General features: G+C 69.0%; 20 protein-coding genes. 7 read left to right on the top strand and 13 right to left on the bottom strand.

The genetic code is table 11. The features are described from left to right. Positions 1–18 precede the first annotated feature (18 nt). The 5 genes from VME70_07815 to VME70_07795 form a co-directional block, all read right to left on the bottom strand. Positions 19–1,020 (bottom strand): hypothetical protein, encoded by a 1,002-nt coding sequence (locus VME70_07815; protein ID HTW20099.1) that lies wholly within the window; start codon positions 1,018–1,020, stop codon positions 19–21. 122 nt (positions 1,021–1,142) lie between these two features. After that, a complete protein-coding gene (locus VME70_07810) occupies positions 1,143–1,406 on the bottom strand; it encodes a hypothetical protein (GenBank protein HTW20098.1) in 264 nt (87 codons plus the stop codon). Then, on the bottom strand, positions 1,396–1,998 hold the full coding sequence (locus VME70_07805) for a YetF domain-containing protein (protein HTW20097.1): 603 nt from the start codon (positions 1,996–1,998) through the stop codon (positions 1,396–1,398). The genes VME70_07810 and VME70_07805 overlap by 11 nt, the downstream gene beginning before the upstream one ends. Next, complete coding sequence (locus VME70_07800; protein ID HTW20096.1) at positions 1,986–3,857, bottom strand: glycoside hydrolase family 15 protein; 1,872 nt, start codon at positions 3,855–3,857, stop codon at positions 1,986–1,988. The genes VME70_07805 and VME70_07800 overlap by 13 nt, the downstream gene beginning before the upstream one ends. Next, a complete protein-coding gene (locus VME70_07795) occupies positions 3,854–4,087 on the bottom strand; it encodes a hypothetical protein (protein HTW20095.1) in 234 nt (77 codons plus the stop codon). Before VME70_07795 ends, VME70_07800 begins: the two co-directional genes overlap by 4 nt. Before the next feature lie 237 nt (positions 4,088–4,324). Here VME70_07795 and VME70_07790 point away from each other — a divergent pair, with 237 nt between their 5' ends. Genes VME70_07790 through VME70_07780 form a run of 3 tightly spaced genes read left to right on the top strand, consistent with a single transcriptional unit; the run spans position 4,325 to position 7,739 of the window. Then, positions 4,325–4,783 (top strand): MarR family transcriptional regulator, encoded by a 459-nt coding sequence (locus VME70_07790; protein ID HTW20094.1) that lies wholly within the window; start codon positions 4,325–4,327, stop codon positions 4,781–4,783. Continuing rightward, positions 4,780–6,951, top strand: coding sequence for a chloride channel protein (locus VME70_07785; GenBank protein HTW20093.1), 2,172 nt, complete (start codon positions 4,780–4,782; stop codon positions 6,949–6,951). Before VME70_07790 ends, VME70_07785 begins: the two co-directional genes overlap by 4 nt. Beyond that, the gene (locus VME70_07780; protein ID HTW20092.1) at positions 6,948–7,739 is read left to right on the top strand and encodes an SCO family protein; all 792 of its coding nucleotides are present in this window, start codon (positions 6,948–6,950) and stop codon (positions 7,737–7,739) included. The genes VME70_07785 and VME70_07780 overlap by 4 nt, the downstream gene beginning before the upstream one ends. A 30-nt stretch (positions 7,740–7,769) precedes the next feature. Here VME70_07780 and VME70_07775 read toward each other — a convergent pair whose 3' ends face one another. Next, positions 7,770–8,198, bottom strand: coding sequence for a universal stress protein (locus VME70_07775; protein ID HTW20091.1), 429 nt, complete (start codon positions 8,196–8,198; stop codon positions 7,770–7,772). 262 nt (positions 8,199–8,460) lie between these two features. Here VME70_07775 and VME70_07770 point away from each other — a divergent pair, with 262 nt between their 5' ends. The 4 genes from VME70_07770 to VME70_07755 all read left to right on the top strand — a co-directional run bounded on the left by VME70_07770 (position 8,461) and on the right by VME70_07755 (position 10,248). Further along, on the top strand, positions 8,461–8,802 hold the full coding sequence (locus VME70_07770) for a hypothetical protein (GenBank protein ID HTW20090.1): 342 nt from the start codon (positions 8,461–8,463) through the stop codon (positions 8,800–8,802). Between the two features lie 36 nt (positions 8,803–8,838). Next, a complete protein-coding gene (locus tag VME70_07765; protein HTW20089.1) occupies positions 8,839–9,168 on the top strand; it encodes an STAS domain-containing protein in 330 nt (109 codons plus the stop codon). Further along, complete coding sequence (locus VME70_07760) at positions 9,165–9,644, top strand: CBS domain-containing protein (GenBank protein HTW20088.1); 480 nt, start codon at positions 9,165–9,167, stop codon at positions 9,642–9,644. The genes VME70_07765 and VME70_07760 overlap by 4 nt, the downstream gene beginning before the upstream one ends. A gap of 151 nt (positions 9,645–9,795) precedes the next feature. After that, positions 9,796–10,248: a prepilin-type N-terminal cleavage/methylation domain-containing protein gene (locus tag VME70_07755; GenBank protein HTW20087.1), complete on the top strand. Its 453-nt coding sequence runs from the start codon at positions 9,796–9,798 to the stop codon at positions 10,246–10,248. A 104-nt stretch (positions 10,249–10,352) separates the two neighbouring features. Here the strand turns inward: VME70_07755 and VME70_07750 are convergent, their stop codons facing one another. The 7 genes from VME70_07750 to VME70_07720 all read right to left on the bottom strand — a co-directional run bounded on the left by VME70_07750 (position 10,353) and on the right by VME70_07720 (position 21,825). Next, positions 10,353–13,292, bottom strand: a complete 2,940-nt coding sequence (locus VME70_07750) for a protease pro-enzyme activation domain-containing protein (GenBank protein HTW20086.1) — start codon at positions 13,290–13,292, stop codon at positions 10,353–10,355. Positions 13,293–13,465: 173 nt separating this feature from the next. Then, positions 13,466–14,419, bottom strand: a complete 954-nt coding sequence (locus VME70_07745; GenBank protein HTW20085.1) for a hypothetical protein — start codon at positions 14,417–14,419, stop codon at positions 13,466–13,468. 64 nt (positions 14,420–14,483) lie between these two features. Next, positions 14,484–14,885: a hypothetical protein gene (locus tag VME70_07740; protein ID HTW20084.1), complete on the bottom strand. Its 402-nt coding sequence runs from the start codon at positions 14,883–14,885 to the stop codon at positions 14,484–14,486. A 55-nt stretch (positions 14,886–14,940) separates the two neighbouring features. After that, positions 14,941–15,252: a hypothetical protein gene (locus tag VME70_07735; GenBank protein ID HTW20083.1), complete on the bottom strand. Its 312-nt coding sequence runs from the start codon at positions 15,250–15,252 to the stop codon at positions 14,941–14,943. A 91-nt stretch (positions 15,253–15,343) separates the two neighbouring features. Then, positions 15,344–18,103, bottom strand: coding sequence for an AAA family ATPase (locus VME70_07730; protein ID HTW20082.1), 2,760 nt, complete (start codon positions 18,101–18,103; stop codon positions 15,344–15,346). Positions 18,104–18,355: 252 nt separating this feature from the next. Further along, a complete protein-coding gene (locus VME70_07725) occupies positions 18,356–19,102 on the bottom strand; it encodes an ABC transporter ATP-binding protein (GenBank protein HTW20081.1) in 747 nt (248 codons plus the stop codon). 5 nt (positions 19,103–19,107) lie between these two features. After that, positions 19,108–21,825, bottom strand: a complete 2,718-nt coding sequence (locus VME70_07720) for an FtsX-like permease family protein (protein HTW20080.1) — start codon at positions 21,823–21,825, stop codon at positions 19,108–19,110. Positions 21,826–21,912 lie beyond the last annotated feature (87 nt).

The following is a 21,912-nucleotide window of genomic DNA, read 5'->3' as shown; positions in this document are numbered from 1 at the left end:
GCGCTCGCGCAGCGGGCATCAGGCCCACACCAGCACCGCCGCGACGAAGAGCACGTAAAGGGCCACGATGACCCCGCCGGCGGCTCGCGGCAAACCTCGATAGCGGTAGGCGAGAGCCACTGTCACCCCTGTCAGGCCGAGATACCACCCGGCAACGAGCAGGCCCGACGTCGACCGATGACCGAGCCCGACGATTGCCGCCGGGAGCAGCAGGCCGACCGCCACGTTGAGAGCGTTGGAGTTCATCGCCGTACTCAGCGCCGCTGCTCCCCTGCCACGACGCGCCAGGTACACCGCCGCGACGGCGTTGGGCAGACTGGTCACCGCGGCGAGAACGAGCCCTCCGGTCACGATCTCGGCAATCCGGTAGTGCGCACCGAGCGAGGTGGCGCCGCGCTCCATTTCGATGCTGGCTGCTACCACGACCGCCAGGGCTCCGAGCGCGACCCACGCGTCGGGGGCCCGGCCACGTCGCGGACGGATCGCCTCCGCCAGCTCCGTCTCTTCCTCATTGATCGCCCGGACCAGCCAGCTCCGCCAGGCGGCCGGCAGACGAAACGTGTCGCAGCACAATCGGGGCGCAGCCAGTACCGCGGTGAGCGGGACGAGGACGGCGAGGACCAGAGCAAGCGCGCCGATGACGGGAACGACCTGGCTGACCGCAAGCAGGCAGAACACAGCGATCAGCACGGCCGTGCCGCCGCTGAGTGCCGTCACCCGCCGATGCAGCCGAATCCCGCCCGCAACGAGAGCTCCCAGCCCGAGTAGCGCCGCGAGGTTGAAAACGTTCGAGCCGATCGTGACACCGGCTCCGACGGCATTCTGCCGGTGGGCCAGCGCCGTGATCGACGCCGTGATCTCCGGCGCATCAGCAGCCAGTGCCGCGACCATGCCGAGCAACGCTTCGGAGAAGTCAAGGCGCTCGCCGATTCGCTCGAGCCTCGAGACGAGCAGCCAGCTCGTGCCCAACGACACGACGGCTCCGACGGCGAAGGAGACGGCAGGTTCGGCGACCGCCAACACGCCTCCTCGGACACGACTCGATATCGCGCCGACCAGGCTTCCCGGCTCTCCGCCGGCCAGTTTACCGGCTTGCGCCTTGACGGTCGGCGCACGGAGCGGCCCGAAGAACCGCGCCTCGCCTATCGAGGCGGAGTGGTGGTATGCGGTGCAGTCGGCTCCGGCGGCGGGCTCCAGACACTGACCGCATCCATGATGTGGAGGCGCCAGGCGAGAAGGACCCCTGCGACCATGAAACCGACGGCCGTCCAGAACAGCGGCCAATTCCACTCGATGAGCGCGATGCCACCCACAACCGAGCCGAGCCCGATGATCGTCACGGCGGCCCATTGCCATCGGGTAGCGGCGTGCAGCGAGTCACTGGTCGGACCGGGATTAGTGGGCACGAGGCAGGCTCCCGCCGCGGTCGGAGCGTGCCGGCGGGTCGGTTCGAGCGACCGCATCGCCGGCATCAGGCACCGTGATTTGTGCGGCCGCAAGCGCATCACGGACCAGCGGCCCGATCCGGTCGTCGGTAGTCACCAGAGTGAGCGCACCGCGGCTCTCGTAGAGTAGGAACCGTACGTCGTCGACGGCGGCAACGCGGTTCTCGCGCAGCAACGCGTATAGGTCACCGCGAGTCAGCCCGACCCGGGCGAGTTCCCGCTCCTGCGGCTTCCCATCTGCGATCAGGACGCGAGGGGGAGCATCGACGAGCGCGCCGATCCAGTGATGCCGGCGGAGCTCGGTGACCGCGCGGTGCGCGAGGAGCAAGGTGACGAGCACGACCGCTCCGGTGGCGAACGACGTGGTCGACGAGGTCGCGGTGCGGGCGATCAACGCACCGACCGCGACGGCCACCGCGAAGTCGAAGGCTCCGAGCTGCGCCAGCGTGCGCCGCTCACCGAGCCGCAGGCCGCCCACCGCGACCACGAACATGAGGACGGCCTTCAGCGCCGCCCATCCCAACGCGGCGCCGCCGACGGTCAGCTCGGACACGGCTCGCTCCTCGATATCGACGTGGGCGAGCCATCAGCACGAACGTCGCTGTTGGCGGCTGGCCGTTCGCCCGACTCGGCCTGCTCGCTGAGGCTGGTTGCGGCGTTGATCAGCGCGAGGTGGCTGAGTGCCTGTGGAAGGTTGCCGAGGAACGAGCGGTCGGCGGCGATCTCCTCGGAGAACAGGCCGACGTCGTTCGCCAGGCCGACGGCTGCCTCCATGAGTCCTTCGGCACGGTCGCGCTGGTCGGTGTGGTGCAACGCGTTGACCATCCAGAACGTGCATGCGACGAACGCGCCTTCACGCTCGCGAGTGCCGCTGTAGCGCCAGACCAGGGGGCCCTCCACGAGCTCGGACCCGATCGCAGCGATAGTCGAGGCGAGGCGCTCGCCACGATCGAACCCGACCTGGCCGGCCAGCAAAACGGCAGCATCGAGATCATCGGTTCCCGCGTAGAAGGTGTAACTACGACGCTCATTCGACCAGCAGTGTGTGTCCACCCATTGTTTGATTGCGTCACGCTCCGCGACCCACCGGCCGACGTGCGTCGTCGCGACCTGCTCGGCGTTGTGCAGCTTGATCGCGCGATCGAGCGCGATCCAGCAACCCATCTTGGACACCGTGTAGTGGCGCTGATCGCTGAGCTCCCACAGCCCCGAGTCGGTATGTCGCCAGGTGTCGCAGCATTGGTCGGCGTAAGCAGCGAGGGTGTTTCCGGTCCTGACATCGAGAACGTGGTCGTTGCGCACGTACGTCCAGATGGTGTCGAACAGATCTCCATAGGTGCCGAGCTGACGCTGGCCGACCGCGTCGTTGCCACGCCGAACCGGTCGGCTGTTCCGATAGCCGGGAGCGTCGATCTCAGCTCCCGGTTGCGCGGGAGCGCCGTCGAGGGTGTACATGACGCGAAGGTCCGGGGCGCTCTCTCGGACCGCGTGCAGTAGCCACGACACTACGGCGTGGGTCTCTTCCCCGAGGCCGAGGCGCATGAGCGCGTCGGCGGCATAGGCGGTGTCGCGCACCCACATGTACCGGTAGTCCCAGTTCGCCTGCCCCCCGATCGATTCGGGCAGCGAGGTCGTGCCGGCCGCAGCGATGGCTCCGGTCGGCTCGTGGACCAGCAACTTCAGCGCCAACGCGGAGCGGATCACCGCATCGCGCCAACGGCCCTCGTAGTGAATCTGGCTGGCCCAGTCGACCCACCGGTCGCGGGTCCGGTTCAGCCGGGCCAGCATCGAGCCTCGATCGGGCAACCAGACCTGGCCGGCGTCGCTGCCCGTGACGCCGAGCGTGGCCGTCTCGCCCTGGCACAGCAGGACGCGGCCTCGAACGGCGTGCGGGTCGATCGTCATCGGCCCGAAGTCATAGGCGCGGACCCCGAGAACCTGGCTGCCACAGTGCAGCGTGACCCGATCGCCGAGCTTGCGGGTCCAGGGTCCGGCGCTACCGGTCAGGTCGCCCGGGGACACCCACCACAACAGATCGACTTCACCGGACAGAATCTCGACCAGGCGGACCAGCTCATTCCACGGCAGCGGCCCGGAGGTGCCGACCGTCAGAGCATCGGTGAGACGTGCCACGCCCGAATCGGTGGTGAACGTGGTCTCAACGATGTTCGTGTTGGGGAGGTATCGACGGCGGGATTCGAACGGTGCAGTCGGGCGTATTCCGATCGTGCCGCCCTCGGCGGGATTGAGGAGACCGGCGAACACCGGTTCGGCATCCAGAACCGGTGTCGCGAACCAGTCGATCTGTCCGTCGGATGCGACCAGCGCTACGGTGCGACCGTCCCCGAGTACGGCGTAGTCCTCGAGTGGAACCGGCTCGAGTCGGGGGCACGCCGCATCAGCAGCGGTCACCGGGCCGGTCCGGATCGCAACAGCAGCAGATCCTCGACGGCGGCTCCCCCGGCGATGCCCGCATCAGCGGCGGCGAGCCGCCGTGTCTCACCCGACCGCAGCACAGCAACACCGACCATCGAGACCGCATGAGTGGCGTCGATCGCCGCGCCGATCCGCAAGGTATTGCGCGTGGGGCGCAGCAGCGTGGCGAGCCCTTGCACGGCGTGCCGCGTAACCAGCAAACCCACTACCACTCTTCGGGGCCGTGAACAATGTGCCGAACCGTGGCGTCGTGATAGGAGCAGTGCGGCAGCCCAGCCCAGCCGAAGCACGGCCGTAACTCTGGCGGCTCGACGCTGGGCGAGCTGAACCAAGGCGAATCTCCCTTTCCCTGTCCATCCTTCCCTTTGCCCTGCTGCATGCAGATAAACATTGGTTGTACTAATGCAATACTGGCTGCTGTGCAGCGACCAAGGCCCGATCCGGTGGAGGACTCCGCCACCGAACTGTTGGTCTCGGCGAGCCGTGCGCTCGTCGCGATCGCGGCGCGGTCGCTCGGAAGGGTGGAGGATCAGGTGACGCTGCCGCAGTACCGTGCCCTGGTCGTGCTCGCTACGCGTGGCGCACTCCGTCCGGTGGACCTCGCAGACGCGCTCGACGTGACGCCGTCGACGGCAACCCGGATGTGCGATCGCCTGGTCCGCAAGGGGCTCATGGAACGCGCCCACCGGGACAGCGACCGCCGGGAGGTCGAACTGCGCCTGTCCGCCGAGGGCAGGCGGCTGGTCAACGAGGTCACGGCACGACGTCGACGGGACCTGCGCCGAGTGCTGTCCCGCATCTCCGCGAGTGACCAGGCCAGCCTGATCCAGGCGCTGCGAGTGTTCACCGATGCGGCGGGCGAAGCGACGGATACGGCGCTCGGGTTGGGCCTATCGCTGTGAGCACCCCCAGCCGGAGGTTCGCGCCCGGAGCTCTGCCGGTGCCGCAGGACTGGCGACGGATCGCCTCGGACTGGCTGCGCGGATCGGCGACAGGACTGGTCCCGCTCGCGCTCGTCGTGGGGGCCGGCGCGGGCGCCGGTGCGGTCCTCTTTCGCTACCTCATCCTGTGGGTGACCGAGCTCGCCACCGGCCGGCGCGACTACAGCGATGCCGGCCACGTGAGCAGCCCGCACCTGCCCGGTCTCGGGATCTACTTCGTGCTGCTGGTGCCCGTGATCGGCGGCCTGATCTACGGACCGCTGATCGACCGGTTCGCCAAGGAGGCACGCGGCCACGGTGTCCCCGAGGTGATGCTCGCGGTGGCCGAACGCGGCGGTCGGATCGGCCCGGGCGTTGCCATCGTGAAATCGCTCGCCTCGGCACTGTGCATCGGCACCGGAGGATCGGTCGGCCGCGAAGGCCCGATCGTGCAGATCGGCTCCGCGCTGGGCTCGACAATCGGGCAGCGACTCCGGCTGCCTGAATCACGACTCCGGTTGATGGTGGCGTGTGGCGCCGCCGGCGGCATCTCGGCCACCTTCAACGCCCCGATCGCGGGGGTGTTCTTCGGGCTCGAACTGATCCTGCAGGACTTCGCCGCTGAGTCCTTCGGGGTCGTCGTGCTGTCCTCGGTCACCGCCGACGTGATCGGCCGAGCGGCCTTCGGCAGCCGGGCGTTCCTCGCACTGCCCGCGTTCAGCCTCGCCTCGGGCTGGGACTACCTGCTCTACGCGCTCCTCGGGCTGGTGGCCGCCTTCGTCGGCGTCGCCTTCATCAAGGTTCTCTACGGGATGGAGGACCTGTTCGACCGCTGGTGGCCAGGCCCGGTATGGCTCCGTCCGGCGACCGGTGGGCTGCTCCTCGGCGCACTGCTGCTCGCCCTGCCCGAGATGTACGGCGTCGGCTACCCCGTCCTAGAAGCCGGCGTCCGCGGGCACTACCACGGCGGCTTCCTGCTCGTGCTGATGGCCGGCAAGCTGCTCGCGGTCAGCCTCACGATCGCCATCGGAGGCTCGGGTGGCGTCTTCGCACCCTCGCTGTTCATGGGCGCCATGCTCGGCACCGCGTTCGGCGATCTGGCGCACGGCTTGTTCCCCGGAACGTCCGGTCCGGCGGGGGCGTACGGCCTGATCGGGATGGGCGCGGTCTTCGCGGGTGCAGCCAGGGCGCCGATCACCGCCGTACTGATCATCTTCGAGCTGACCGGCGACTACCGCATCGTGTTGCCGCTGATGGTGGCGATCGTCCTCGCGGCGGGGGTCAGCCACCTGGTCAGCTCCGACAGCATCTACACCCTCAAGCTGCGACGACGTGGCATCGACATCATGCGCGGGCGGGCGGCCAACATCATGACCCTCCTGCGGGTTCGGGATGCGATGCAGCCGGTGCCGCACCCGCTTTCCCAAGACGCCACGCTCGCTGACGTTATCGGGAGCCTCGACGCCGCCAGCACCGACGCCCTGCCGGTTGTCGACGGGTCCGGGATCTACCGCGGGAGCGTCACGACCGCCGAGATCGAGGCCGCGGCTCGGGACAACAGCCTGGACGCGACCGCCGGCGATCTCGCGATCCTCACCCCGACGATCCATCCCGACCAGACCCTCGAAGACGCCCTCAAACTGCTCGTCGCCAACGACCGTTCAGGCCTGCCCGTCGTCTCGCGCGGGGGACAAGGGGTCGAGGGTTGGCTCACCCATCGCGACGTGCTCCGCGCGTACAACGAGCACCTGCATGCCGGCGTCTCGAGCATCGAAGCCGCGTCGCAGGCGAGCACGGCACCGCCGGAGCCAGGCTCGGAGCCGATCGCACTCCCTGAGCCACAACTTCGGGGCTTCCGCATCGTCGACTTGCTTCTCGACCGCGACACTCCACCCGTCGGGCAGAGCGTCGCGGCGGTCGCATGGCCGGCCGGCAGCCTCCTGCTTGGGGTTCGGCGCGCGGTTGAGAGCCTCACCGTCGAGCCCGACACCGTGCTCGCGCGCGGCGATCGGCTCACCGTGCTCGTGAAGGCGGACCAGGTCGGCGACCTCTCCTCGATCATCAGCTCGCCCGCGCCGCCCGCGGCCCCGCCGGCCCAACCACGTCGGCGATCGAAGAACCCGCAACCGCCCTCCGGCGCAGCCCGATGACTCGCACCCGGCTGGCCGGCCCGATCATCGCCCTCGCCGTGACGGGGGCGCTGCTGGCCGGATGCGCGGGCACGACCTCCTCCGGCCGGATACCGGCACCGTCGGCGCGGATCGGCGCGCAGGCCGATGGAGCGCTGCCCACCGACCTAGCCACCATGCCACTGACCGAAGCCAACGGCACGACCACAACCCTCGCCGCCTTTCGTGGCAAGGCGGTCATGATCGCGGACTTCATGACCCTGTGCACCGACATCTGCCCACTGATTTCCGCGAACACTGCGGCCACGGCCCGAGCCCTCGCTGCCCAGGGTGCCCAGTCGCAGACGGCGCTGCTCGAGATCACGCTCGACCCGCACCGCGACACGCTGCACCGGCTACGCGCGTACCAGAAGCTGTACGGCGCCGAGCCGAGCAACTGGATCCTGCTGCGAGCGAGCCCTCCCGACACGCACCGGCTCTGGCACTACTTCGGCGTCTACGACCGCCGGGTCAAGGAGGGAACGCCCGCCGACACCGACTGGCTCACGGGCAAGCCGTTGACCTACGACATCGTGCACTCCGACGACCTGATCTACCTCGATCGCGAAGGTCGCGAGCGGTACGTCATCGACGGGAGCCCCGACACCCAGGGCCTGGCGCCACCTCGTCGCCTTGCACGTTTCCTCGGCTCCCAGGGACAGGCCGCGCTCATGCACCCCAACCCATCCCTCGACTGGACCGTCCCCGACGCGCTACGAGTCTTCAGCTGGCTGCTCGACCGGCGAATCGTCGCGAGCGGCGCGCCTTAGCCGCCCTGAGGTCGCACCGTCGCGCGAGGGCTAGGGAACGACCACCACGGGCCACAATCGCCGGGCGACCAGCCGGGCGCCGACCGAACCGATCCACCGATGCCGCAGCTGCTCGGACGCTCCAACAACGACCGCCGCTGCACCGAGATCACAGGCGATCCGGGCAAGCTCGGCGGCCACCTCGCCCTGGCCGGTCACGTATTCCACCTCCATGCTCGCCAGGTCAACCTCTGTACCCACCTCGTGCCACAGGTCAGCGACCGCTTCGTCGTTCGCCGTAACGCCCGACGCGACAAACGAGGGTTCGATCGCCAGATTGGGCCGCGACGCTACGTGCGCCAGCACGAGGCAGGAGCGTTGACGTCGCGCAAGGCCCACGGCGTAGGCGCCGGCACGCATCGAGGTTCGGGTGCCGTCGATGCCGGCGAGAACTATGGCGCCGGCACGATGTCCAGACATCGCCCGCGCCGAGTAAGGCGTCGAACGCGGCGCGCCAGTCATTGCCGGGAGCCGGTCAGTGTGTCCATGCCCGAGTCGATCCCCGTTCGACGCGGTGCCTTGCCAGCGTCATTGCCCGCCGGCCGCTGCCAACGGCCGGGTTCCCAGCGCCAGAGCGAGGCCGGAGCGTACTTGGGTCGGGCACATCGTTGCTCTATGCATGTGTGCATTATGCACCTATGGGGTAAGGATCGAACATGACCGCACGCCTAGCACCATCTTCATGACCGTCGCACGATTCGAGTCGCCCGGCGGGACCCCGGAGACACAGGCACTGAACTGCTTCCAGCGACTGAAGGACTTCCTCGACAGTGTCGGCGGTCGGTTCGACTCCATGGGCTACCTGACCGTCGAGGTCGCCGAAGCGAGCAGCATCGAGCCCGTGATGAGAGCACGCCGGATCGTGTTCGGCGACCACCCTCCCCGATCGATGGCCAACCGGCTCGCCGAGCTACCGCCTGGAGAGCAGGTTCGAGTCACCGCCCACCTCGACCGGGCCACGCCAGAACCGAGACGCCGTACCCGGAGTCGCAAAAACACCCGGGGTCGCAAGAGCGAAGGGTGAGCCGTCATTGTTCGCGTTGCTGCCGGCGTTCACACAATGAGTGCCTGGAACGAGGACCTTCCGTTCGCGGAAGTCGCGTACGACGACACACTCCTCCTGCAAGTGCGCGGCGAGATTGACATCGCCAACGTTGCGCAGCTCAAGGGCCAACTGATCCGAGCTGTCACCGGTCCGTGGCGGACGGTCGCGCTCGACCTCTCCGAGGTCGCGTTCTTGGGGGTGACCGGAAGCCATCCGATCGAAGAAGCCGCGACCAGCTGCGAACGTTCCGGCCGCCGGCTACACATCATCCGACCACAACCCCAGGTCCGCTGGCTTCTCGAACGAGTCGGCGTCGCCGAAGCCATCGTCACGGACGTGCAATGATGCGCGCTCGGAGGCTGACGACGGCGTCTGCCTCGCCTCCCGAAGGGCCGCCGGCAAAGCCGGTGCGCCTCAGCGACGTCATGACGCCGGACCCGGTCACGCTCCCTGTCACGGCCTCACTTTCCGATGCGGCGCAACGAATGACATCAGCCGACGTAAGCGCCGTCATCGTGCTGGAGGCCGGCACCATCCGCGGTGTCCTGACAGATGGCGACATCATCGTGCGCACCATTGTGGAAGGACGCCACCCGGCCCGGACCAAGCTCGGCGACATCTGCCGCCGGGTCGCCGCGGTCGAGCAGACCGCGACGATCGCCGAAGCCGACCGGCTGATGCGCCGGCAGTCGGCACATCAGCTGCCCGTGACCGCCCGCGGCAGGCCGGTCGGGATCGTGTCGGCCGGCCGGCTCGCCATGGCGAGCTCGGTGCCGGCCTGTGAGGACACGGCCGTCAGCCGGCTCGCACGCTACCGCTGAGGCCGCACACCGTCCCGGGCCCGACAGCCGGCCGGACATCAGTGGCGGAGACAGCGGTGGAATGGGCCGAACGGGCTATGCGGAGTCCATTTCTGGAGGTCGACACCCCATTTGTCCATGCATTATGCATCTAAGTTGGGGAGCACTGCGCATGCATCCGCCGAGGCGCCCGACGAGGAATCCCGAGGGCGGGTTCTCGTTGATCGAGTTGCTGGTCGTCATCATCATCATCGGCATCCTCGCCGCGATCGCCATACCCGTCTATCTCCATCAGATCTCGACGAGCTACGACGCCCAGGCCAAGAGCGATCTGCACCATGGCGCGATTGCCGAGGAGGACTACATGGTGTCGACCGGCGAGTTCTCGACCGACATCGGCACGACGGCGAAGTACGCCGTGCAGTACGAGAAATCCGACCACGTCAGTGCCATCAAGGCGTATCTCACCGATGACAACGGCGAACGGGTCTCCGGCAAGACCGGCTCGACCGGCTTCTGCCTGACCGCCCAATCCGACTCGGGCTCGTGGTTCGCCTACGAGAGCACGCTCGGCGGCCTGCAGGCAGGCACCTTCACCTCGGCTGCCAAGGGCTGCCCGAAGTAGTCGAGCGAGCCGGCGTCGCCGGCTGAGTGCGGGCGACGCGATGCTGCACGTCGCCGGATGCTGTACCGGCTCGGCGACCCGGTCGATGCCGGCCGCGCCTGACGTCAGTCCGATAGGACGATGAACGCGTCGACGTCGACCCTCGGGTGTCCCTTCGTGCCGAGCACACTGATCACGAGCTTGTGCGAGGCGGACGACGTCGAGATGACGTCGACGATCCATCCGGCCTCGGCGGTCGATGTGTGCAGGCTGACCTTGGTCGCCTTTCCGGAGCCGATCTTGACCTTCGCCGACCCGTACTTCGGGCCCTCGGTCGACACCCAGGCGACCTGCGACCCGTGGAAGGAGAAGGTCGCCGTGCTGCCGCCGTGTTTCGCGGACTTCACGTGACCTCCGCTGGCGCCGGACAGCGAGTGCCGCTTCCAGCCCGAGGAGTAGGCGATCGACTTGGACGTCTCCTGCACGCGGGTCAGCGTGTAGGTCTTGCCGGCCTTGGTAGTACTGGTGTTGCCGGCGTTGTCCGTCGCCGACACCTTGAACCGGTACTTGTGACCCGTAGCCAGGTGCAACGTCAATGACGACGATGTTGTGACGCCGTACTTGGTGAACGAGCCGCCGCCCTTGCTCTCGTAGAGCGTGTAGTGGTTCACCCCGCTGGTCGCGTCTGTCGCATGCCAGCGCACCGTGACCGGGACGCTCGACCCGAGATGGACGTTGCTCTGGATGCTCAGGCTCGGCGCCTTGGTGATCGACGGTGGGACGCTGTCGTAACACAGTGGTCCGTCGGTCTGGTCGCCGGACTGCAGCCCCATGTTGTCCCATGCCTCGACGTCGACGGTGTTGCAGCCCTGCCCCTCAGAAGCCAGGTCGAGGGAGGCGGACGTTTCCTTGACGAACTCGGGACCCGCGTAGAAGGGGTTGCCCGAGCCAGGAGTCGCCTCACTCGCGGGATCACCGGGATCGGCGTCCCACGCATCGCTGAAGCCAGCGACACCGCTCGCCGGGAAGCCGCCACCGGTATCAGCGACATCTATCCCGATCGTCTGGTCGGTGCGGTACCACACACCCGCCGTCGGGCCGGTGAAGGTGACGTCGGGCCGGCCGTCGTCGGCGAACAGATGCCAGTTCATCGCCCAGGCGAGCTGGAGCATGTTGGCCGAGCCCCACCCCGTCACCAGGTCGAAGCCGGTGCCGGCGCAGTACCCCGTGCCGACGTCGTTGGAGTTGCAGCCCGACGTGATGTCGTAGTACGGGTTGTGCGGCGCGCCATCGATCCCCGACTCGTAGATCGGGTAGTTGGCATTGCCCATCGGCGCGCAGGGCGACGAGCCGGACCCACAGATGCTGCCTTCGCTCAGGAGATAGGAGTCCTCCTGTGCGAAGAAGCCGGCCAGCTCCGGCGCAACGATGCTGGTGCCACCGTTGCCGCTCAGCGATCCGTCGAAGTAGAAGTTCTGGGGGGTGTGGTACCAGTCCGCGTTCAACGAGAGGTCGGGCACGGCGCGCGACCCGCTTCCGCACGGCTCGTTGCTCTGGTACGACGGCGCGCTGTACACCGCACTGCAGCCGCCGCCGGAGCCGCCGTCGTTGGACCCGCATCCGTCCGGGCCCCCGCTCCACGCCGATTCGCTCACATACTTCGAGCTCGAGCTCAGGCTCAGCTCGGTCCCACCGGCACCGACGACGTTCGGGTCCGAGGCCGGGAAGCTCACTGACAGGTGGGAGCAGTCGTCGAAGGCGCCACGGTCTCCGGTAGCCGCCACGAGCGTCCAGCCCTGGCCGACCATCTCGCTGAAGATCGCATCTCGCGTCGACATCTCGGACGAGTTACAGCCGAAGTTCTCCGTGCACGACCAGCTCGTGCTGAACACCCTCGCGACATTGTCGCTCACCATGTCGTTGTAGATGTCGGTGAAGGTGGCGTCGTTGAAGTTTGCGCCGTCGTACAGATAGACCTTCGACGTGTTCTGCGACGCGCCGAAGCTGTTGGCCATCGCCGTAGCCCACTCCAAGTCCATCGTTCCCTCGGCGTCACAGCACGCGGGCGAGCCGTCGATGTTCTTCTCCTGGAAGGCGTATGCCAGGTAGGGGTACTGGTCGTGGAACCCGACCATGTCGCTCGTCTGTTGCGAGCCGAAGGTCGCGATCGCGATCGACGTCTGCGCCGGCGAGTTCCCCGAGTTGCCCAGCGGGTTGCAGCAGTCGCTCTCTCCGGCAAGGGCGGTGAAGTCGTAGGCCTGGGAGCTGTAGAGATCGGTCGGGTCGTAGGCGCCGTCGGTGATGTTCGGAGTCATGCCTCGCGACGCGCGCATGGCGTGCTTCAAAGCGGACCGGCTGCCGTTCGCGCTGGCGTGCGCACCGTTGGAGACGACCGGACCGGGAACGTAGGCCGGGCTGGCCGGCTCGTGCGCGGTCGGAGACGCCGGGAACATCGTCTGCAGGCTGCTGAGCCCCTGGATCGACTCCACGAAGCCGGTCAACGATGCCGGCACGGCCGGAGCCTGGGCGTTGGCGAAGAAGGTCTTTCCGTTCAGCCGGTAGTTGTTGATCTGGACCGACAGCGCCTTCTCGATCGTCCCGACGGTGCCGGACAGATCCACGACGAGACGGTTCGGGTACAGGTGCGTGACGGTGAGCCCGGCCTGCTGGGCCCACGACACCACCGCTTGCTGCGCCGCGGGGCTCGGTCCGAAGCGAGCTGTCCACGCCGGCTCGCTCAGGAACCGGTGGAACTGCGGCGAGGACTTGTCCTGGACCGCGGCCAGGAACTGCTGCTCCGCCGCCGGGTGCGGCAGCTGCAAGCCGACCGCGAGGCGGATGGTCTGGGCCGGGGTGTACGCCCCGAGGTCTCGAGCCGCGCCGTCGCTGACCGGATGCGGCACGCTCGCCACCGCCGGCCGGTACGTCGCGGCCGCGGCTGAGGTGAAGGTCGGCAGGACGAGTGTTCCCGCGATGGCGACCGCAGCCGATGCGATCACCAGGACGTGCGTGCGTCGAAGCAGAACCCGGGTGTGCATGAAGTGCCCCCATATCGAGCCAGACATGACCCAATGAATGACGGCGCAGCCCCCCCGGGCGATGCACGAGCCGCGTCATCAATCGGCCGTCGCCGCGAATCCTAGGTTCCGCCGGTACGCCGGACAATAGGCCTGGAGAGTGCCTCCCCGACCGCGGCCGCGAACCGCCGAAATCGCCGGAATCGCCCTGAAAACCGGTGCTAGAAGATGCTCTCGATGTCGTCGCCCACGTCGTCGGCGGCGTCCTCCACGTCGTCGGCTGCGTCCTCGACCGCGCTGCCTACGGCACTCGCAGCGTCGGAGACTCCGTCTCCGACCGCGCTGGCAACGTCCTCAGCCCCCTCACCGACGTACTCCGCACCCTTCACCGAGTCGTCGACGACATCCTCGCCGAGGCCGAAGGTCTGCACGCCGAGATCCTTCGCCGCCTCCAGCCCGTCACCACCGAGGTTGTAGACGCCCTCGAGCAGGTCTCCGCCGTCGTCGGCGGCGCCGATCGCGACGTCACCCACCGCCCCGAGGACGTTGCCGCTCTCGATGTCGCTCCCGGCGTTCTCGAAGGCCGACGCCGTGTCGTCGACGACGTTCTCGCCCGTGCTCAACGTGTCCGAGACCGCGTCCTCGACCGCCGGCGCGATCGCATCGCCGACGAAGTCGCCGACCGCCGAACCGAGGAACGTGCCGGCCGGCCCGAGCACGGCGGTGCCGGCCGCGCCGAGCGCGATCGCCATCCCGGTCTCGATCCCGGACTTCTCGGTGTCGGCGTAGAGGTTGCCGTAGTTGCCGTCGATCAGGTCGCCGATCACGGCACCCGCACCGTTGATACCGGGCAGCTCCGAGGAGGCGGCCCCGATCCCGAGGTCGAGCGCGACCGAGCCCGCCTGCCCGAGTGCGCCGTCGTAGTTGCCCTCGGCGAGGTCCTCGAGCCCTTGTACGGCGTCGCCGACCTGCAGCCCGTCGCCGGTAAGACCGGCACCGAAGTCACTGGAATCGTTGAACCCGATGTTCTCGGCGTCGCTCATCGCGGTGTTCAGGTCGCCGGAGTCGCCGCCCTGACCGCTCGCCGCGTCCTCCGGTGCAGTGTCGAGCTGCTCGAACTGCGCCCCGAAGGGCTCGGCCTCCCCGAACCCACCGAAGCCTTCTCCAACCGTCACCGTGAGCTCCTTCCGCTCGCTGTCCCACAGCCGACTACGTACGTTGCGGTCGCCGGGTTCTCGGTCACGCAGGCGCGATGCTGACCTGCCGGCCGGTGAGCGCCGGGCTCAGCAGACCGTAGGCCTTCTTGTAGGGCATGCCGAACACGTACTCGTTGCCGTCCGGCGTCGCCACGCCCAGCAGCTTGCTGTTCACGCGGAAGCGCCCCGGCTTGATCGAGACGCCGTTCCCGAAGCTGACCGCCCGTGAGTTCTCCGGCGGGTTGGCTGCCCACTCGGCGGCGTGCTTGCGCGCGATCATCTCGCCGAAGATCAGGAACGGGACAAACCCCACCAGGAGGATCTTCAGGTAGATCATGTTCGGGCTGACGTGGACGACCTTCTCGTCGGTGACGATCAGGTACCCCCATTTCGCCTTCTTGCCTTCGACCCGAATGCCGGGCTTTGCGTACAGGACTGTGCTCATCGAGCTCCCACCGTTTCGTCGTTGATCGGTCTGATCGGCATCCCCGCGCCTGCGGTCACTGCGTCCCCTCCGCCAGGCTGCCCGCGACTGGCTGCCGGTCGGCATCGCTGAGCTCGCCCGCCACCTCGCTGACCCGGTTCGACGGCACGGCCGCGAGCCGCGCCACCTCGAGCGCGGTCTGGATCGTTTCGGCCTCGAGGAGGACGAAGCAGGTCTCGTCCGCGGCGACGTAGATCGAGCGCAGGTAGCGCGCCACCCCGCCACGCATGGTGACCAGCTCGGCAGCCCGGCGGACGCTGCCCGCGCCCGTGCCGGCCGCGCTTGCACCGTCGGCAGGGACGTACAGCTCGAGCAGGTACTCAGGCATCGGCGCGAACGCTAAGGCCTGGCCGGCCACCCCTCAATAACGGGAAACCTCAATGTTCAACCGGACCCCTCGACCAGGTCGGGCTCAGCGATCAGCCTGGCTCGGCCGGGTCCGGCTGATCAGCATCGGGCAAGCGCAGCCGAGCGGCCAGCCGCCCGCGGGATGCCACTGCGAGCTTGGCGTAGACACGCGAGAGGTGCACCTCCACGGTGTGTACCGTGACGCCGAGCTCGCGCGCGATCTCCTTGTTGGACATCCCCTCGGCGGCGCGTTCAGCGGTACGCCGTTCCGACGGCGTCAGCAGACCGGCGGCGGTGCTCCCTCGAGCGGCGGTCCGATCGCGCTCGGCGCGGGCGTCGCCGGCCCATCCGGTCGACCCGATCCCGTCGAAGATCGTCGCGGCCTGCTCGAGCGCGGCCCGCGCCGACCCCCACTGGCGGAGCCGACGCTGCGCCCGGCCGAGGCTGAGCAGGCAGCGGGCAGCGTCGAAGCGCAAGCCGAGGCGGTCGTACTCGGCGGCTGCGGCTCCGAGTCGGTCTGCGGCGCCGCGATGATCGCCGTCGGCGTCGGCCAGCTCCACCAGGCTCGAACCGCGTTGCTCCGTGACCGACGCCCAGGGGTGAGCATTGGCCGCCGCGAAGGCCCGCAACCGGCTAACGACGTCTGCCGCCCGATCGACCGCGCCGATGTCGACCAGCGCCTGCACGAGGTCGGGAGCAACCGGGAACACGCCCGGTTCGGCGACCCCCTCAGCCGCACAGGACTCCCACACCTCGCTCAACTGCTCCGCGGCGCCGCCCGGGTCGTGGTTCAGCAGCATCCCGATCGCGGATGCCCGTAGCCCTTCGAACTCGTCCCAGCGGCATCCGGTCTCCCGGCCGCGCGCGATTGTCAGTCCCGCCCACTCGCTGGTCTCGGCCGCGTCCCCCCGGCCGACCGCAAGAAGCGCGCGGCATCGCTCGTACTTCGGACGGAACATCAGCTCGCGGTCCGCCGACTCGGCCCACTCGCTCAGCAGCGCACCCGCGGCGTCCCACTCCCCAACCCGGAGGTGCAGCTCGCACAGGTGCAGGCGCATGAGCGCGTAGGACTCGACCTCGCCGCGCTCGTCGGCAAGCGCGAGCAGGCGCTCGAGAATGGCGCGGCCGGCAGGGATCTCGCCGCGCCAGACGTGTCGCTGGCCGGCCACCCGCTCCGGGGTGACCGCGATGTAGGCGTCCACGTCAGAGGTCGCGCGCGACAGCGCGCAGAGGTCCTTGAGCGGTTGGCCGCTCATCGCCCTCGTCCAGGCAAGGGCGTAGAGCCCGGCGCGCCGCAGCGCCGGCGCCGCGGCTTCGGTCAGGGTGACCGCTTCCGCCGCCCACCTCGCAGCCTGCGGGATGTTCGTGATCGTGCTCGCGGCGGCGTTCGACGCCTGCTTCGCCAACACGCGTGCGCGCACGACCGCGTCGTCGGGTGCCTCGGCCAGCGCGAGCCGGCGCATCTCCGCCAGGTCGGCGAGACTGCGCGACCCCGGGCCCTCGGCCAGCATCAGCCACGCGCGCGCCCGCTCGGGTCCCGGCGGCAGCGCATCCATCTCTGCGGTGAGGACATCGGTCATGCGCTGCATCTCACCCGCGGTCTCGAGGCACTCCGCGAATGCAAGCACCCGCTCGCTGCGGTACGCCGACTGCGGCGGCGTGAGCCGAAGCGCATGCCCGGCAAGCTCCGCCGCCTGCTGCCTGGCCCCGCGCGCGGAGGCTCGTGCAGCCGACCGGGCCAGGGTCCCGGACAGCTCGTGGTCGGTCGTCGTACTCGCCAGCGCGAGATGCATCGCTTGCTGCTCGGGGTCGGTGATCGTGGCGGCGAGCGAGAGATGCAGCTCGCGGCGAACCCGCTGCCCGGCATCGCGAACCGCGGCCGCACCGAGCAGCGGATGGGTGGGACGGACGCGATGGCCGTCGACCTGCACGAGACGGAGGTCGACGATGTCGTCGAGCGGGTCCGGTCCGACCAGCTGCGCCAGGCCGTCGAGGCCGAGGTCAGGGCACAACGCGAGGAGCATGAGCGCCCGCCGCGCACCCGGTGGCAGCTCGTCGACCCGCCGCTCGAGCAGCTCCTCGATCCGGGCCGGGATCGGCAGGTTGTCGACGCTGGGCGGAGTCTCGAGGGCGAGCAGCTCCCGGCCCAGCTCGAGCAGGAACAGCGGGTTGCCACCGGTGACGTCGACCATGCGGTGCAGCACCGAGCGCGGAAGGCTGAGCCCGAGACGGTCGAGCAGCAACCGGCGCACCGCACCGAAGCTCAGCGGCCCGACCGCCAACAACTGCACGGCGTCGCTCGCGAACGACCGCTCGATCGTTACTGGTGCCTCGGAGCTCCTGGTCATGACGAAGCACACCTGCTCGTGCCTGAGCCGCCGGGCGAGGAAGCTCAGCACGTCGAGCGAGGACGGGTCTATCCATTGGACGTCGTCGATGGCGATCAGCATCGGCGCGGACTCGCAAGCATTCTGAACGACCGCCCGAAAACCGAGCGCGATGGCCCGGGGATCGGGTGGCTCGGCGTCATGAGTGCGCCGCAGCAGCGCCACCTCGAGCGCGAGCCGTTGAACATCGGGCAGGCGGGCGAGCTCGTCTCCGTCGATGTCGTCGCAGAGCTCGATCAGCGCCGAGAACGGGCGCGGCGCCTCGGTGCTGCTGCCGCCGGTGGACAGCACCCGGTGGTTGCCGGCACCGGCGATCCGGATCGCGGCCTCATACATCGTCGTCTTGCCGATTCCGGGCGGCCCGGAAAGGACCAGCGCACGCGCTCCCCCCTCGCCGAGAAGGGCGTCGTGGACGGCGGCAAGCTCGCCGTCACGGCCGACCACCCAACGAGCGGTCGAGCCAAGGTCTAGCGTCCCCAAGCCAGCCAACCCATCCGTCACCGCGGCCGCTGCACGATCCCGCTCGCAATCGTAGTGGCGCAGGTGAGCCGGATCCGGCGTTGCCGAAGTGCGCGGGTTACCTCGGGCTGGTCGCGGACAGCAACCACCGGTCGGCGAAGCCGCTCAGGTTCTTGCCACTGATCCGGTCGAGGTAGCCGACCCACTGCTGGCGGTCCGCGTCAGCACGCGTTTCGGCTAGCCGAGCTGCCCAGCGCGGCGCATGACGTCCGCTGCCGCGTAACCGTCGCGCAGGTCGACATCGTCGATGACGCGCCCGTCTCGCAGGCGGATCATCCGTTCGCACCGCGCTGCGACCTGAGGGTCATGCGTGGCCACGATCATCGTCATCTGATGGGTCTTTCGCAGGCCGGCCAGCAGCTCAAGGATCTCGGTGGCGGTCGCCGAGTCGAGGTTGCCGGTCGGCTCGTCCGCGAGCAGGAGTGACGGCGTACTCATCAGGGCCCGGGCGATCGCCACCCGCTGCTGCTCCCCGCCGGACAGGTGCGACGGCAGCGAGTCGGCCCGGTCCGCCAGCCCGAGTGCGGTGAGCAGCTCGAGCGCGCGGTCCTTCTTGCGGTACCCGGTCTTGTACGGGAGCACCGGCGCGATGACGTTGTCCAACGCGGTCAGCGCCGGAAGCAGGTTGTAGCGCTGGAAGACGAACCCGACGGTACGCCGGTAGTCGGCGAGCGCCCGACCGCGCAGGCCGGTGATGTCGACATCACCGCTTCGGATTGTTCCGGCGTCCACGCGCTCGAGCGCGCCGATCAGCTGAAGCAAGGTCGACTTGCCCGATCCGGACGCGCCGGTGAGCGCCACGAACGAACCGGCTTCTATGGTCAGCGTGACATCGTGCGCAGCGTCCACCTGGTGATCGCGGCCGAGCCCGTAGGACTTGGTCACCCCGTCGAGCTCGAGCCGGGCGCTTTCGCTCTGCGTCATCGAGATCACTCCTCCGCCAGGAGATGGGAAGCCGGAAGGCGACGCAACACCTGCGCCGGAAGCAGCGCGGCCGCCGCGGTGATGATCACGCCGGCAACGACCTCGACGGCGGCGACCGCATACAAGCGGCCGGGAAGCTGCCCTGCGAAGTGCGCCGCGACATAGAGGCCGACACCTGCGCCGAGCGCCGATCCGATCAGCCCGATGATGGCGCCCTCGGTCACGACCAGGCGGCCGAGGACGCGCTCCCGCCAACCGAACGCGCGAATCGCCGAGAGCTCCGGAGCCCGCTCCCGGATGTTGAGCACGATCACGTCCGTGACGCCCACCACGCCCACGGCGATGGTGGCGATCGCTGCGACGTAGTCGACGCTGCGGACCTGAAGCGCGATCGCATTGCCGAGCAACGTCCCGACGAGCACTCCGTGAAAGGCAAAGCTGACCGCCGCGAGCACGGTGAGAGCCACCACCCCCGCGGCCAGGCTCAGCGCCGCGACGACGACCCGCACCGGAGTCCGGATGGCGTTCGTGGCCGCGAGCGCGGTGACACCGCGGGGATGGTGCGCGCGTCGCACCGACAGGACGGCCGGCCGCACGGACGCGATCGCATCGGCGCGGGCCGCTAGCGCGGCGGGAACCAAGCCCGCGAGCACAGCCACCCCGACGGCGACCGGGACCGCGAGCACGGCCCGGCCGGTGGATGCATGCAGCCCGATGGTCGGGGCGAGCAGCCGGGCGCCGAAGGCGCCCACGACACCGGCAACGAGGCCGACGGCTGCGAGCTCTGCCACCACCGAGAGGAACAACCTGGGTCGGGTCCAGCCGAGGCAGGCGAGGATGCCGAGCTCCTGGCGCCGCGACCGCACCGCGGCGGTCGCCGAGTTGGCGACGAACAGCGCACACACGACGAGGATCAGGACGTACAGCGCCACACTGTTTCGGTCGACGGCGTGGAGGATGCGGAGCCCGACGCCTTTCTTCACCCAGTACTCGGTGACCCGCAGCGGCGGCTCCCCCAGCCGGCTGGCCGGCAGCGCAATCGTCGTCGGCATACCGGATACGCCGTCCACGATGTCGACGTCGAGATGCGTGCGTTGCTGGATCTGCTGCGCGACCTCACGGACCCGCGCGAGTGACAGCGCGTTGGGTCCGGTCACGCCGTGCACCCGCACCCGGATCACGCTGATCGGGTCATGCGTGTGGAGGTTGCCGCTGTAGCGGTCGGCGACCTGAAGGGCAGGAAGCGCGGACAGCGAGGTGATCAGGTTCGCCGGCTGCGCGACGTAGCCGCCGAGGTTCTGGTTCGGCACCAGGTCGTTGCCGCCGAGCAGTCGGCTGCTGGTCGCTCCGTCCGGGCGCGCGACGGTCGAGGCGTACGCGCCCAGCGGTAGATCGGCGAGCTGGTCGAACGTGGGGATCTTCGCGGGGTTGAAGACCCCGACCAGCCGGGGTGAGGCCAGCGGATCGGTGTCGGGCGAGTACTTGTTCGAGGCATGCGAGTGCGCCTTGATCGCCCGGTACTGGGTGTCGGCGTTGTCCATCGGGGGGTTCGAGGTGAGCGGCGTGTGCCAGACCGAGGTCTTGTTCGTCACCTGCTGTGGGACCAGCGCAGCGCTACCGTTCTGCCGGTAACGCACCGGGCCGACGTTCCAGTACGCGGTCAGCCCGTTGGCGAGCCCTCCAGGCCGGCTCAGGTCAGACAGCAGGTCGGCGTACGCCTGACCGGCGGACGCGCGGTGGGTCGCGATCGGGTGCCCGGGCGCCTGCGCATGCCTGGCCCTCCAGCCGAGGGTCATGTCAGGGGCCGAGTGCGGGCTGGCCAGCGCTTGCAGCGTCGTGTCGGCGTACTCGTCCATGCCGATGCCGGTCGAGGCCAGCACCGGGAACGTGGTGGTGTGGCGCGAGACGGTCCGCAGCCCGCTCGACGCTGACGAAAGGTAGCTGCCGCGAACGACCGCCCGGTTGAGGTGGTCGAGCTTCGCCTCCGCGACCGGGTCGACAGCCGCGATCAGGACCGGCAGTGACCATTGGACGTACACCCGTGCGCCTCCGGCCACCGACCGGTACGGCGGATCGCCGTCGACCTTGGACCAGCAGACGGCGTCGGACTGGGCAGCGAGCCCGAACGGGTTCTTCGGCCGGCTGAACCGGACCGGGCAGGCCGGGCGGAGCCGGCCGCCGGGAGCCACCTCGTACGTCACCAGCGAGGGGTTGAGCTTTCGCTTGAGCCGGGCCGGCGTCACATACAGGTACGACGGCGGCTGCTTGATCCGGCTTGCGCCGGACTCGCTGACCCACGTGGTGTTCACCCGGTAGAGCTGGCGGCCGCGGCGGTCGTAGGCCGCCTTGGGCACCGGGAAGTCGGTCGTGGTCATGAGCAGCGAGTAACCGACCATCGCGATCGGCGCGGCGACCGCTACGCCGGGGGTCGACTCGATCCGGTGGTAGTCCGCCATCGTGATGCCGCCGTAGATGCCGGACAGGAAGTTGGGCTGGACGGTGTGAGTGCGCGCCTCGAGCGCCGTGCGCGCGCCCTTCGGGCGGACCAGGATGTCGTACGCCGGCACGAAGTGTGAGGTCACCGTGCCGACGGTTCGTAGCTGCGAGGTCTTCGCGGCCGCGGTCAGAACGGTGAATGCCGACGTGGCCAGCACGAGCCCGACCAGCAGGGTGACCAGCCGCACCGGCCGGTAGCGGAGCTGGGAGAAGGCGAGCCGGCCCACGGGCCCCACCTCGTTCCGTCGTACTGTCCGGATTCTTACCTAGCAACAATGCAAGATCGGCGCTACCTTACCTAGTAACTAGGCAAG

The organism is Mycobacteriales bacterium (assembly GCA_035504215.1).
GTDB lineage: Bacteria > Actinomycetota > Actinomycetes > JAFAQI01 > JAFAQI01 > DATAUK01.
This window is presented reverse-complemented; position numbering and strand designations above follow the sequence as displayed.